Annotated in this window: 12 protein-coding genes; 4 read left to right on the top strand and 8 right to left on the bottom strand. The window is 70.1% G+C overall.

What is annotated here, in order from left to right; genetic code table 11:
* The first annotated feature begins 280 nt into the window (after window positions 1-280).
* Both OG729_RS24895 and OG729_RS24890 read left to right on the top strand, forming a co-directional pair.
* A complete protein-coding gene (locus OG729_RS24895) occupies window positions 281-2,203 on the top strand; it encodes a glycosyltransferase family 2 protein (RefSeq protein WP_405808144.1) in 1,923 nt (640 codons plus the stop codon).
* Window positions 2,200-4,152 carry a galactose oxidase-like domain-containing protein gene (locus OG729_RS24890; RefSeq protein WP_405808143.1) on the top strand — a complete coding sequence of 651 codons (1,953 nt, stop codon included), beginning with the start codon at window positions 2,200-2,202 and terminating at the stop codon, window positions 4,150-4,152. The genes OG729_RS24895 and OG729_RS24890 overlap by 4 nt, the downstream gene beginning before the upstream one ends.
* Before the next feature lie 341 nt (window positions 4,153-4,493).
* Here OG729_RS24890 and OG729_RS24885 read toward each other — a convergent pair whose 3' ends face one another.
* The 7 genes from OG729_RS24885 to OG729_RS24855 all read right to left on the bottom strand — a co-directional run bounded on the left by OG729_RS24885 (window position 4,494) and on the right by OG729_RS24855 (window position 11,179).
* Window positions 4,494-5,501, bottom strand: coding sequence for a glycoside hydrolase family 6 protein (locus OG729_RS24885; RefSeq protein ID WP_405808142.1), 1,008 nt, complete (start codon window positions 5,499-5,501; stop codon window positions 4,494-4,496).
* Between the two features lie 170 nt (window positions 5,502-5,671).
* On the bottom strand, window positions 5,672-6,337 hold the full coding sequence (locus OG729_RS24880; protein WP_405808141.1) for a class F sortase: 666 nt from the start codon (window positions 6,335-6,337) through the stop codon (window positions 5,672-5,674).
* 1 nt (window position 6,338) lies between these two features.
* Window positions 6,339-6,929, bottom strand: coding sequence for a hypothetical protein (locus OG729_RS24875; RefSeq protein ID WP_405808140.1), 591 nt, complete (start codon window positions 6,927-6,929; stop codon window positions 6,339-6,341).
* A gap of 198 nt (window positions 6,930-7,127) precedes the next feature.
* On the bottom strand, window positions 7,128-7,907 hold the full coding sequence (locus tag OG729_RS24870; RefSeq protein WP_405808139.1) for an HAD-IIA family hydrolase: 780 nt from the start codon (window positions 7,905-7,907) through the stop codon (window positions 7,128-7,130).
* 160 nt (window positions 7,908-8,067) lie between these two features.
* The gene (locus tag OG729_RS24865; protein ID WP_360872580.1) at window positions 8,068-8,826 is read right to left on the bottom strand and encodes a GntR family transcriptional regulator; all 759 of its coding nucleotides are present in this window, start codon (window positions 8,824-8,826) and stop codon (window positions 8,068-8,070) included.
* A gap of 30 nt (window positions 8,827-8,856) precedes the next feature.
* The gene (locus OG729_RS24860; RefSeq protein WP_405808138.1) at window positions 8,857-9,789 is read right to left on the bottom strand and encodes a hypothetical protein; all 933 of its coding nucleotides are present in this window, start codon (window positions 9,787-9,789) and stop codon (window positions 8,857-8,859) included.
* Between the two features lie 85 nt (window positions 9,790-9,874).
* Complete coding sequence (locus OG729_RS24855; protein WP_405808137.1) at window positions 9,875-11,179, bottom strand: ROK family protein; 1,305 nt, start codon at window positions 11,177-11,179, stop codon at window positions 9,875-9,877.
* A 48-nt stretch (window positions 11,180-11,227) separates the two neighbouring features.
* Here OG729_RS24855 and OG729_RS24850 point away from each other — a divergent pair, with 48 nt between their 5' ends.
* Together OG729_RS24850 and OG729_RS24845 are read left to right on the top strand one after the other, a co-directional pair.
* Entirely contained in the window at window positions 11,228-12,349 is a 1,122-nt protein-coding gene (locus OG729_RS24850; RefSeq protein WP_360872586.1) for a Gfo/Idh/MocA family oxidoreductase, read from the top strand.
* Window positions 12,346-12,822, top strand: a complete 477-nt coding sequence (locus tag OG729_RS24845) for a heme-degrading domain-containing protein (RefSeq protein ID WP_360872589.1) — start codon at window positions 12,346-12,348, stop codon at window positions 12,820-12,822. The genes OG729_RS24850 and OG729_RS24845 overlap by 4 nt, the downstream gene beginning before the upstream one ends.
* Here OG729_RS24845 and OG729_RS24840 read toward each other — a convergent pair.
* Window positions 12,806-13,555 (bottom strand): dienelactone hydrolase family protein, encoded by a 750-nt coding sequence (locus OG729_RS24840; RefSeq protein WP_360872592.1) that lies wholly within the window; start codon window positions 13,553-13,555, stop codon window positions 12,806-12,808. The two genes, OG729_RS24845 and OG729_RS24840, sit on opposite strands and share 17 nt — an antisense overlap.
* Window positions 13,556-13,639 lie beyond the last annotated feature (84 nt).

The following is a 13,639-nucleotide window of genomic DNA, read 5'->3' as shown; positions in this document are numbered from 1 at the left end:
AACCTATCCTGAAGCCAATGCCCTCAATGGGGCATCCATTTCGCGTAGTTGGGGGTAGTACCAGGGCATTGTCCCGTTGCGGCACCGCGGGGATGGGGGCCCCTTCACGAACCGAACACGTGACGGGCATGATGCAACCGACGGGTGACTGTTTCGTGTCTGTACGGACGGTGGCCCGCCACTCATGTGTCCACGGCAGCAGGTCGAGGGGGACCGCGGTCAGGACGATTAACGACCGACCACATCACACGCACACACCATGCGTGCGGGGGGATGACTCATGACGTCGACGCCAGACGGCGCCCGGCAGCCCAACGACCCTTCCCGGACGACTCAGCTCCGGATACCGGCGAACGTGCGCACCGCAGGCCACCGGCTCCGCCCCAAGAAGGCGCTGCCCCGGTACGACTACGAGCATTACAGCCGCCTCGCCGGCCCCCTCACCCAGCCCGACCCGGGCAAGCCGTACACCGTGCAGTACCGCTCCCTGCTCTCGCAGGAGCCGCACCGCATCCGGGCCGCTCTGCTGCTCGGGGCCGCGCCGCTGGTGTCCCTCGGCCTGTTCGCCTGGCTGATGCAGCCCGAGCACTGGACCGAGCGCGACCCGAACCTCAAGAACGACACGCTGCTCATCCTCGACATCGTCATGCTCGTCTCGATCGGCCTGATCGAGCTCTTCCGCACGATGAACGTCCTGTCGAACGCGCACGCCACGCTCGTGGCGCGCGACCCCGTCCCCGTGGTGCCCGAGAGCGGCACCAAGGTCGCCTTCCTCACCTCCTTCGTCCCGGGCAAGGAGCCCCTGGAGATGGTGACGAAGACCCTGGAGGCGGCCGTCAGGATCCGCCACCGCGGGCTGATGCACGTCTGGCTCCTCGACGAGGGCGACGATCCCGCCGTGAAGGAAGTGTGCGCACGGCTCGGCGTACACCACTTCTCCCGCAAGGGAGTTCCGCACTGGAACCAGACCAAGGGCGCGCACCGGGCCAAGACGAAGCACGGCAACTACAACGCCTGGCTCCAGGCGCACGGCGGCAACTACGACTTCTTCGCCTCCGTCGACACCGACCATGTGCCGCTGCCCAACTATCTGGAGCGGATGCTCGGTTACTTCCGCGACCCGGACGTGGGCTTCGTCATAGGCCCGCAGGTGTACGGCAACTACGACACCTTCGTCACCAAGGCCGCCGAGTCCCAGCAGTTCCTCTTCCACGCCCTGATCCAGCGCGCGGGCAACCGCTACGGCGCGCCGATGTTCGTCGGCACCTCCAACGCCGTACGGATCAAGGCGATCCAGCAGATCGGCGGTCTGTACGACTCGATCACCGAGGACATGGCGACCGGCTTCGAGATGCACCGGGCCAAGAACCCCGCGACCGGAAACAAGTGGCGCTCGGTCTACACCCCGGACGTGCTGGCCGTCGGCGAGGGCCCCTCGGCCTGGACCGACTTCTTCACTCAGCAGCTGCGCTGGTCGAGGGGCACGTACGAGACGATCCTCAAGCAGTACTGGAAGGGCTTCTCCTCACTGCCCCCGGGCAAGCTCTTCAACTACACGATGATGATCATCTTCTACCCGATGTCCGCCCTCAACTGGATTCTGGCAGCGCTGAGCTGTGCGCTGTTCCTGGGCATGGGCGCATCGGGTGTGCAGATCGACCCGGCGATCTGGATGATGCTGTACGGCAACGCCTCGGCCCTCCAGATCGGCCTCTACATCTGGAACCGCCGCCACAATGTCTCGCCGCACGAGCCCGAGGGCTCCGGTGGACTCGCGGGCATGGTGATGTCCGCGCTCTCCGCGCCGATCTACGCACGCTCGCTGATGGACGCCGTACTGCGCCGTAAGAGCAAGTTCGTCGTGACCCCCAAGGGCGACTCGTCCAGCCCGGACACCCTCTTCGGCACCTTCCGGATCCATCTCTTCTTCATCCTCGTCTTCGGCGGGTCGATGGCTGCCTCGTTCTTCAACGGGCACAGCCATCCCGCGATGATCACCTGGGCCACGCTGGCTCTACTGATCACGGCGGCGCCGATCTTCGCCTGGCGGCACGGCATCCGCACGGAGAAGAAGAAGCGCAGAAAGCGGCACGGCGGCGGGCAGCCGCCGGCCGAGCAGGCACCGGCCCATCTGCCGCAGCAGCGGCCCAGTGCCACCGCCGAACAGACCATGCAGATCGCCCTTGGGGGACGTAAGAAATGAGCACGCTGCCCGTCCGGCCGAACTACCGCAAGAACCGCGCCCGTCGGATAGCGATAGGCGCGGCGGTGGTCGTTGCCGTCGCCGGGTTCAACGGCCCCGCCATGTGGCGCTTCGGCTCGGAGCAGTACCACGAGTACAAGATCAACAAGCCGGAGTACAAGGCCGAGAACGGCCACTGGGACTATCTCAAGGTCCCTGACGAGTACAAGATCAACAGCATCCATGCCGCGCTGCTGCACACCGGCAAGGTGCTGCTGGTCGCCGGCTCGGGCAACAACCAGAAGAACTTCGACGCCAAGAAGTTCGAGTCGGTGCTGTGGGATCCGAAGACCAACGACTTCAAGAAGATCCCCACGCCGAAGGACATGTTCTGCGCCGGGCACACCCAGCTGCCCGACGGGAAGCTGCTGATCGCGGGCGGCACCAAGCGGTACGAGAAGCTCAAGGGCGACACCACCAAGGCCGGCGGCCTGATGGTCGTGCACAACGAGGACCCGGACGAGCCCAAGACGCTGCCCGCAGGCACCAAGTTCACCGGCAAGGAGAATGGAAAAACGTTCGTCTCCAAGGACCCGGTCCTGGTGGAGAAGGCGACCAAGGTCTTCGACAAGGCGACCGGCAAGTTCCTGCGCAACGACCCCGGCCTCGGCCGGATCTATGTCGAGGCCGAGGAGTCCGGCAAGGAGCACGAGACCGGCACCGAGGACAACTACCGGGTGCAGGGCCTCACGGGCTCCGACGCCCGCAATGTCTACGGCATCGCGCAGAAGCTCGCACTCGACAAGAAGGACTTCCAGGGCATCAAGGAGGCCTACGAGTTCGACCCGGTGGCGGAGAAGTACATCACCGTCGACCCGATGAACGAGGCCCGCTGGTACCCGACGCTGACCACCCTCAAGAACGGCAAGGTCCTCGCGCTCTCCGGCCTGGACGAGATCGGCCAGATCGTCCCCGGCAAGGACGAGATCTACGACCCGAAGACCAAGACGTGGAAGTACACCGGGATCATCCGGAAGTTCCCCACCTACCCGGCGATCTTCCTGATGGACAACGGCAAGCTCTTCTACTCCGGCTCCAACGCCGGGTACGGACCTGCCGACGTCGGTCGTGACCCGGGCGTCTGGGATCTGAAGACGAACAAGTTCGACAAGATCCCCGGCCTGAGCGACCCCGACAGGATGGAGACCTCCGCGACCGTCATGCTGCCGCCCGCCCAGGACCAGCGGTTCATGGTGATCGGCGGCGGCGGGGTCGGCGAGTCCGAGAAGGCCAGCGAGAAGTCCCGTCTGGTGGACCTCAAGCAGCCCAACCCCCGCTTCAAGGACGGCGCTTCCCTGGAGAAGGGCACGCGCTACCCGAGCGCGTCGCTGCTGCCGGACGACTCGGTCCTGGTCACCGGCGGCTCCTCGGACTACCGCGGGCGCGGCGGCTCCAATGTCCTCCAGGCGCGTACGTACGACCCGAAGACGGGAACGTACAAGCGGGTCGCCGACCCACGGGTGGGGCGCAACTACCACTCGGGCTCGGTACTGCTCCCCGACGGGCGGGTCATGATCTTCGGCTCGGACTCGCTCTTCGCGGACGCCGCCAACACCAAGCCGGGCGTCTTCGAGCAGCGCATCGAGATCTACACCCCGCCGTATCTCTACCGGGACTCCAAGCCGGTGGTGAGCGGCGGTCCGAAGGCCATCGAGCGCGGGGAATCGGGCACGTTCAAGGTCAAGACCGAGGGCACGGTGAAGACGGCGAAGCTGCTGCGGCCGAGCGCCGTCACGCATGTCACGGACACGGATCAGCGCTCCATCGCGCTGGACATGAAGAAGACGACGGACGGCATCGAGGTCACGGTGCCGGAGAACCGGGCGTTGGTGCCGTCCGGTTGGTACATGCTGTTCGTCACGGACGACAAGGGGACGCCGTCCGAGGGCGTGTGGGTCGAGGTTCCCTGACGGTTCCCCACCCCGCCCGTTCCCTCAACCGGGGCTGCGCCCCCGGACCCCGCAGCGCGAGCTTCGCGGCGCGCTGCGGGCGGCGCCCCGGGCTTCGCGCCCGCTTCGCGGCGCGGGCTGCGCCCCAGACCCGCCCCCTGCGGGCGTAGGGGACCCCAGTACGCCCTCCGGGCGTGTCCTCAATCGCCGGACGGGCTGGAGTGTGCGGCCCAGCCGCACACTCCAGCCCCGCCGGCGATTGAGGCGCGGGGGTCCGGGGGCGGAGCCCCCGAAAACAAGCCCCGCCGGCGATTGAGGCGCGGGCCCAGGGCGGAGCCCCGACAACACCCCGCACCCCGTGACTACTTCGTCGCGCGCGCCAGGCCGAGCGCGTACTCGGGCCACCACTCCCCCGCCTTCGGCCCACCCCGGCACTCGCCGTCCGACTCGCCCGGCCGCTTCACCCACAGATACGCGTCCACCAGCGGGTCACCCGTCTTGGAGGTCGGTGCCTCGCCGAGCGCGCGGCCCGGCGGGTTGCACCAGTTCTCCTTCGGATCGCCACCCGTGTAGGGGCCGTTGCCGTTGCGGCTGGTGTCGACGACGAAGTGCTTGCCGCCGACCTTCGCGGAGAGCTGCTTGCCGAAGTCCTTGCTCGCGGCCGTCGCAAAGAAGTTGGAGACATTGACGGAGAAGCCGTCCGCCTTGTCGACACCCGCCCGCTGGAGCGGTTCGAAGAGCGCATCGGGGTGCGACCACCCCGCATTGCCCGCGTCCACGTACACCTTGGTGTTCGGCTGCTGCTTCAGCCGCTCGACCGCGCCCTTGAGCAGGTCGTACCGCTCCTCGTGGAACTCCTGAGGCGTGCAGCTGTCCACCAGGTGCAGTAGCGCGTCCGGCTCCAGGATCACCGTGGCCCGCCGGTCGCCGATGCCCTTGGCCACCTTGTCGACCCAGGCACGGTAGGAATCACCGTCGGCGGCACCGCCCTTGGAGAACTGTCCGCAGTCGCGGTGCGGGATGTTGTAGAGCACCAGCAGCGCGTCCCGGTCCGCCTTCGCGGCCGCCTCGGTGAAACCCTTGGCCTCGTCCTGCGGGTTGTCGGGGCCGATCCACTCGCCGACCGGCTGCCCGGCAATCTTCTTGAGCAGCTCGGCGTTCTTGTCGTCGCCGTCCTTCAGATAGGCGGCGACCTGCTTGGCGGCGCTCCCGTCGGGGTTGACCCAGTACGGGTCGGACTCCTTGGGCTGCTGACTGACCGCCGGTTTACCGTCGTTGCCGTCGTCGGAGGAACAGCCCCCGAGCAGCAGCACCGCCGCCCCCGTCACGGCTATGCACAGCCGGGCACGCCCGATGTGGCTCGCGTACATCCACTCCCCCTTGGCGCACTGAGTCCGAGCCGCACCCCGGGGGCCGGTCCCGGACAAGACCGGTCGAATCCATCCTGGCACAACCGTCCTGAGTCACTCGACCCGATGCCGCTCTCTCTCCCTCTGGGCCGGGCTCGTTGACCGCTCTGCATTTCGACGTCCTCGCACACTCAGTTCCGCACAGCGGTCAGATACGCCGACACGACCACATTCGCGGTGTACGTGCGCGTCGCCCGGTCGAAGGAGCCGCCGCAGGTGATCAGCCGCAGCTCCGCCCGGCCGTCCTCGCGCGGGCCGTATACCTTGTGCGGATCGAAGCGCTCCCGGTCGAAGACCTGGACGTCGTCGATGGTGAACTCGGCGACCGAGCCGTCGGCCCTGGTCACCTTGACCTTGTCGCCCGGGCGGGCGGAGCTCAGTCCGAAGAAGACGGCCGGTTTGGTCTCGGTGTCGGCGTGGCCGACCAGCAGAGCCGTGCCCATCGCTCCCGGCTGCGTACCGCGGCCGAACCAGCCGACCGTATGCGGCATCGCGTACGGGGGCGGGTCGACCGCGCCACTGGCGTCCAGGCCGCGGGGCACGACCGCGGCGGTGATCCCTATCGACGGGATGTCCACACGCTGCGGCGGCGCGGGCCGCAGCGGATCGTGCGCGGGTGGCAGGGGGACCCCCAGCGGCCGCCCGACGGCCGCCACGTCGCCGGTGGTGGGCGCGGAGGTGCCGCCGGGGCCGTCGGTGATCTCCCGGCCCCAGAACCACAGCCCGAGCAGGAGTACCGCCCAGGCCACTCCCGCGAGCAGCCGGCCGGTACCCGCCGGGCGATCGGCGGCAGACATGTCAGTCCGTGTCCGTCCGGCGGAGTCGTGAGCTGCGGAAGGCCACGGCGAGTGCTGCCACGCCAGCGAGGACGAGGCCCATCACGGCGTGCCCGGTGCCCGGTCCCGCGTCTGCCGGGTCCGCCGCGCCGTGGGCGCCATGAGCGTCGCGGGCGGTGAGCGCGGCCGCGCCGCCACCGCCCGCGCGGACCGGGGCGACAGGGGTGCGCAGGTCCGTCGGCTCGCGCGCCGGCGCTTTGGCCGACAGATTGCGTACGACCTGGGCGCGGCCCGATGCGGCGTGGTCATGGCCGTCGCAGGTGACGCTGACGTCGTACGTACCGGGGTTCACGTTGGACTTCACGGTCGTCTCGGCGAAGAGCTCGGAGCCCTTCTGGCCGGAGAGCTCGGCATCCGCGACGAAGGCCTGGGACGTGACGGCCCCGGTCTTGCCCTGACAGCCCAGGACGCGGATCTCCACCTCGCCCCCGGGGACGGCCGGGGCGAGGGTGGCCTGTACGGATTCATCGGCGTACGCGCCGGTGGCGCCGGGCGCCAGGACGAGTACGGCAGCCACCCCTGCGGTACGGAGAGCAATCAAGCCTGCACGCATCGTAAACCTCCTGATATCCAAAAGATTCACGCTTGCGGGCCGTTTTCGCATCCGCAGGGGCGGCCCGGTCGTCCGTACGGGCCCCTGACATGCCCAAATACGGTGAGCCGAACGAGGTCGGCCGGACCTCGGCCGGCCGCTCAGACCCGGCCGGTCACGGTCGGTCGCGTTCGGACGCCGCCAGTCAGACGCGGCGAGTCAGACGCGGTCGACGAGGTCGGCGATCGAGTCGACGACCTTGGACGGGCGGAACGGGTACCTGTCGACATCCACGGGCGTCGTCAGACCAGTGAGCACCAGGAACGTCTCCATTCCCGCCTCGAGCCCCGCCAGCACGTCCGTGTCCATCCGGTCCCCGATCATCGCGCTGGTCTCGGAGTGCGCCCCGATGGCGTTCAGCCCGGTCCGCATCATCAGCGGGTTCGGCTTGCCCGCGAAGTACGGGTCCTTGCCGGTCGCCTTGGTGATCAGCGCGGCCACCGAGCCGGTGGCGGGCAGCGGGCCCTCCGGGCTTGGACCGGTCTCGTCCGGGTTGGTGCAGATGAACCGCGCTCCCGCGTTGATCAGCCGGATGGCCTTGGTCAGCGACTCGAAGCTGTACGTACGGGTCTCACCCAGGACGACATAGTCCGGCTCGTGGTCGGTGAGGACATAGCCGATGTCGTGCAGGGCGGTGGTGAGACCGGCCTCGCCGATGACGTACGCCGTGCCGCCCGGGCGCTGGTCGTCCAGGAACCGGGCGGTGGCGAGCGCCGAGGTCCAGATGTTCTCCACGGGCACGTCGAGCCCCATCCGGGCCAGCCGGGCGTGCAGGTCGCGTGCGGTGTAGATGGAGTTGTTGGTCAGCACCAGAAAGGGCCTCTCGGCCTCCCGGAGCCTCTTGATGAAGGCGTCGGCGCCCGGGATCGGTACGCCCTCGTGGATAAGGACACCGTCCATGTCGGTGAGCCAGGATTCGATCGGCTTGCGCTCTGCCATGGGGGCGGACTCCTGCCGTACGCGGTGTGCTGGGCGCGCCGCGACAACGCTGTGGCGACGACGCCCTCAGCCTAGTCAGGAAGCCGTGACCTTGACCCGGTCGATCACGCATCGACCCATGCGCTGACTGCCGGTGCGGTCACCGAGGCCGAGCTTTGCCTTACTTGGCCAGATGCGTCGTGAAGCTGAAGCGGTCGCCGCGGTAGAGGGTGCGCACACGCTCCAGCGGGCGGCCCGACGTGTCCCGTGAGAGGCGGTGGAGCAGCAGCATCGGCAGGGCGGGCGGCGTGCCGATCAGCAGCGCCTCGCGCGGGGTGGCGAGCACTGTCTCGATCCGCTCGTCCGCGTCGCCGAAACCGATGCCGAGCCGCTCGCGCAGATAGGCGTAGAAGGAGGAGTCGGGATCGAAGTCGGCGTCCAGACGTGGCACGCGGGCCACCGAGACGTACGTACTCTCCAGGCCGACGCGTTCGTCGTCCGCGAGCAGCACCCGTTCCATGTGCCAGACGCTCTCGCCGCGCTCCGCGCCGATCTCCGGGGCCAGCGCGTCGGAGCAGGGGAACCTGTCGAGGCTGATCAGGGTGCGGCCGGGCCGGCTCCCCTGGCGGCGTACGCCCTCGGTGTAGCTGGCGAGTGAGAGCGGCTGCTCCAGCTTGGGCCCCGCGACGACCGTGCCGCGCCCCTGCCGGCGCAGTCGCCCCTCCAGCAGGAGTTCCCGCAGCGCCTGGCGGACAGTCTCGCGCGAGACCTCGTACCGTACGGCGAGATCGCGCTCGGTGGGCAGCAGTCCCCCCTCGCCCAACTCCTCGATCAGGAGCGAGATACGGGCCTTGACGGCGTAGTACTTGGGGATGCGTCCGTGCTCCGGGATGCCGGAGCGGACAGGGGCGCCGGGCGCCTGGTCGTTCGGGTAGTCCACCAGGGGATGGTCGCAGACGTACGTGAACGATCAGCGCCGCCCCGTTCGCAGCCGCCGGGACGCGAGCACCAGGGCCCCGCCGCCCAGCAGGACCGCGCCGAAGGCGACGCCGAGGCGGATCAGGGAGCCGGTGCCGGTGGTGGCGAGCTCTTCGAGGGTGACGGCGGCGCCGGGACCCTCGTCGTCGAGTACGGCGAAGCGGTAGTCGCCTGACTCCCCGATCCAGTCGCCGTCGTCGCCGTGCCGCTGGACGATCGCGGCGTTGACGGTGACCTGGTTGGGCGGGGTGTCGGCGGCAAGCGCGAGCCGGACGGTGACGGTGACGGCCGCGCGGGCGGGAACGACGAAGCCGGGGAAGCGGCCGCCTCTGCGCTCGCCGCCGCTGTCGTCGAGTACGCCGACGAGCTCGTCCTCGGCGGTGGTCTCCAGGGTGGCGGGACGCCAGCGGTCCCCCTGTGTGTCGTAGAACTCCAGGGTGACCCGAGGCGGGGTGAGACCGGGGTCGCGGCCGGTGAAGACGATCACCGGATAGATGTTGCGGCAGATCTGGTCGGTGGTGTTGGCGAGATCGACGGACCACTCCTCGTAGCCGCCGCCGGGGCGGTGGACGGTGGGGCCGCCGTGAATGCGGGTGTCGATGGGGAAGTCGGAGCTGGCGGCCTGGCCACATACGGGCTGTCGCTCCCGGGGCGGCGAGGGGATTGGCGTCGGGGCGGTCGACCTGGTTGCGGCCGCGTGGAGCGTCGGGGCGGGGGCCGCCGGTCCGGCCGCGTTGGGCGCCGGCGCGGTGGCCGCCTTCGCGTTCGCCGGTCCGGCCGCGGGCCTGGCGATGGTGTCCGCGGCGGCGTGGGCAGTCACCGTGGCCGCCGTCGCCGCCGGTCCGGTGAGCGCCGCGGGCGCGATCGTGGCTGCGGTGACTCCGACTGCGAGGGCATTGCGGGCGAGGGCATTGCGGCGTCGCATGGGGGACCTTTGCTGCTCGGACGGCTCGGCTGCGTCCTCGAGAACCTGCCACGCGCGCGCGGCCGTACGCGGCGCCACGCCCGTCCTACTGCCGATCCGCCGCGGAACTCCGCCCTATCAGCGTATTTTCAGTCCGCCCGAACAGGGGCGCGAGGACAAGCTGCGCGGCGCCCTCGGCGACGACGTTCGCCCCGCCGTCGGCGAGAGAGACCGGGATGCGGACACGCTCGCCGACTCCCCGTACGAAGGGTTCGGCGTCCGCGGCGACGACCCGTCCGCCGAGCAGCACCCGGTCGATGTCGAGCAACTCGACGAGATTCGCGGCGCCTGTGCCGAGGACACGGGCGGCACCCTCGATGTCGCCATCTCCGACGGCCGCGAGGCAGAGCGCCTCGATACAGCCCCGCCTGCCGCAGCTGCACTTGGGCCCGTCGAGCTGAATGACCTGATGCCCGAACTCACCGGCGCCGGTGCGGGCACCTCGGTAGAGCACCCCACCGAGCACCAGCCCGGCGCCGAGCCCCGTCCCCAGATGCAGATACGCGAACGAGTCCCCACTGCCACGCAGGGCAAGCCCGAGGGCGGCGGCATTGGTGTCCTTGTCGAGCGCGACGGGCAGCCCGAGCCGCGCGGCGAGCGCGTCCCGGAGGGGATATCCGTCCCACTCGGGAAACCCGGTGACGCGGTGCGTGACGCCGGAGGAGTGATCGAGGGGCCCGGGCATGGCGACCCCCACACCGAGTACGCGCGGGGCGAGCGCGTCAGGCCCCGTGGCCTGACCTCCCGCCGGGGCCTGGGACGAAGCCCCTGTCCCGGAAGGGGTCCGGGGCGGAGCCCCGGTTTCGGGATGGGGGTGTCTCCCAGGCGAAGCTCCGGGGGAGGGCGGCGTGGGGCCAGACTCCCCCTGCCCCGACAGCAGCGCGTCCACCTCCCGCGCCACCCCCTCCACCACAAACCCGACCCCCGCGCCAAGGTCCAGCGGAGCAACCCGGACGCCCACGACCGCCCCGGCCAGGTCCACCAGCATCACCGTCAGCTCGTCCCGGTCCAGGTGCAGCCCCACCGCATGGCCCGCCGACGGCACCAGTCGCAGCGCCGTGCCCGGCCGCCCGCCGGTCGAGGCGCGGCGGCCCGCGTCCGCCACCAGGCCCTCCTCCCGCAGCCGCGCCGTGATCTTGCTGACCGCCTGCGGAGTCAGCCCGGTGCGCCCGGCAAGCTCGAGCCGGCTGATGCCGCCCTCCCCCGCCGTACGCAGCAGATCCAGCACCAGCGCAGCGTTATGGCTGCGCAGAGCCGCAGGATTCGCCCCTGCCACCCTCGTCGCCCTCGTCTCGCCGGCCACCCCGCTCCTCCCGGTCGCCCCGCCAATGCTTGCCTTCACACGCCCCATTCTCCTCTGCGCTTGCACTTTGGCAACACCGTTGCTTAAGTGGAGTGCATGACTGGCACCGGCACCCGCACTCCCCTCCGCGTCGGACTCGTCGGCTACGGCCTCGCGGGCTCCGTCTTTCATGCCCCGCTGATCGCCGCCACAAAGGGCCTCGCCCTCGACACCGTCGTCACCTCCAACCCGGAGCGGCAGGAGCAGGCCCGCGCCGAGTTCCCCGACGTACGCCTCGCGGCCACGCCCGACGAGCTCTGGCCCCGCGCCGACGAGCTCGATCTCATCGTGATCGCCTCCCCCAACAAGACTCATGTCCCGATCGCCACCGCCGCACTCAAGGCCGGCCTCCCGGTCGTCGTGGACAAGCCGATCGCGGGCACCGCGGCCGAGGCACGCGAGCTCGCCGCCCTCGCCGAGGAGCACGGGCTGCTGCTCTCGGTCTTCCAGAACCGCCGCTGGGACAACGACTTCCTCACCGTCCGCCGGCTCATCGCGGACGGCGAGCTCGGTGACGTACTGCGCTTCGAGTCCCGCTTCGAGCGATGGCGGCCGCAACTCAAGGGCGGCTGGCGCGAGTCGGGCGACCCGCAGGAGATCGGCGGCCTGCTGTTCGACCTGGGCAGCCATGTCGTCGACCAGGCGCTGACGCTGTTCGGCCCGGCCGTACAGGTCTACGCCGAGTCGGACGTACGCCGCCCGGGCGCCGAGGCCGACGACGACACCTTCTTCGCGCTCACGCACGCGAGCGGCGTCCGCTCGCACCTGTACGTCAGCGCCGTAACCGCACAACTCGGCCCGCGCTTGCGGGTGCTGGGCTCCACCGCCGGATACGTGAAGTACGGACTCGACCCGCAGGAAGCCGCCCTGCGCGACGGCAAGCGCCCGTCCCCCGACCGGACGGGCAAGGCCGGCCGGACCGACCGGACCGGCGAGAGCTGGGGCGTCGAGCCCGAGTCGCTGTGGGGCCGGATCGGCGCCGGGGAGTCCCCGCTGACCGGCGGGGGCCGCCCGGTCGAGACGGTGCCGGGCGACTACCCGGCGTACTACGAGGCGATCGCCGCCGCCCTGCGCGGGACCGGCGAGAACCCGGTCACCGCCCACGAGGCCGCGGCCACGCTCGACGTCCTGGAGGCGGCCCGCCGGTCCGCCCGCGAGGGAATCACGGTGTCGCTGTGAGCGCCCCGGCCGGCCCCGAGATCGCGGAACTCGAAGCGCAGGAAGCCCGCCTGACGCTGCGCCGGTTCACGCATGACGACGCGTGGGCGCTGGGCAGCATGCTGGTCGAGATGGCCCGGCTGCGCGAGGCTCCCGTCGCGATCGGCATCCACCGCGGGCCGCAGCAGCTCTTCCACTGCGCGCTGCCGGGTTCGAGCGCGGACAACGACGCCTGGATCGACCTCAAGCGCCGGGTCGTCGAGCGCTACGGCGAGAGCTCGCTCCTCGTCGGCAGCCGCTTCCGGGTCAAGGGCAGGACGTTCGAGACGGACTCGCGTCTCGACCCGGACACGTACGCGGCGCACGGCGGCTCGTTCCCGATCAGGATCAAGGCCGTGGGCGTCGTCGGCACCATCACGGTCTCGGGCCTCGCTCAGCTCGAGGACCACGCGATGGTGGTCGAGGCGCTGGAGCGGTTCACCGCAGATCACTGAGCAGGTCCGTCACCCGCCGCCAGGAGTCCTCGGCGGCCTCGGGCCGGTATGTGTCGCGCTCGTCGCAGAAGAAGCCGTGCGGCGTGTCGGGATACACGACGAGCTCGTGCCGTACACCCGCGGCTGTCAACTCGCCCCCGATCTGCTCCACTTGGCCGCCCGTTACCGCATGGTCCGCGCCGCCCACCAGGATCAGCAGCCGCCCCTTGATCCCGGAGGCAAGACCGAGCGACGGCTCGGGCCGGCTGACGGGGATGTCGGTGCTGGTCAGCCAGCCCGGGTAGAAGGCGGCGGTGACCGCGAGGTCCAGCCGGGCGGCGGCGATGAAGGCGAAGTGCCCGCCGACGCTGAAGCCGACCATGCCGGTGCGCGCGGTGGTGCTCTCGTGCTCACGCAGATACGCCATCGCGGCGGCCACATCGCGCACCACCCCGTCCCGGGTGAGCCGGTCGATGAGTTCGAATCCGCGCGCCCGGCCCTCGTCCCCGTACGGGAGGGCGGCGCCGGGCTCGGTGCGATGGTGGAAGTCGGGGGCGACGGCTACATACCCGAGCGCGGCGATGCGGCGGGTGACCTCCTCGATGTGCCCGTTCACACCGAAGAGCTCGGGGGCGACCACCACTCCGGGGAAAACGCCCGGTGCGTCGGGGCGGGCGACATAGGCAGCCATGACGGTGGGGTGCGGGAGTTCGTCGGGTACGGGTATCTCGACCCGGCGGTTCTCGGTCTTCATGCCGCGAACCGTATGACGCGTACCCCATGGCCAGCCAATAGGGTTCAGACGGGGAGCCATTGGAATCCCAATGCGTGTCCCGGG

This window comes from Streptomyces sp. NBC_00210, assembly GCF_045160975.1.
GTDB lineage: Bacteria > Actinomycetota > Actinomycetes > Streptomycetales > Streptomycetaceae > Streptomyces.
Note: the sequence above shows the minus strand (reverse complement) of the source record. Positions and strands in the feature narration are given on the sequence as shown.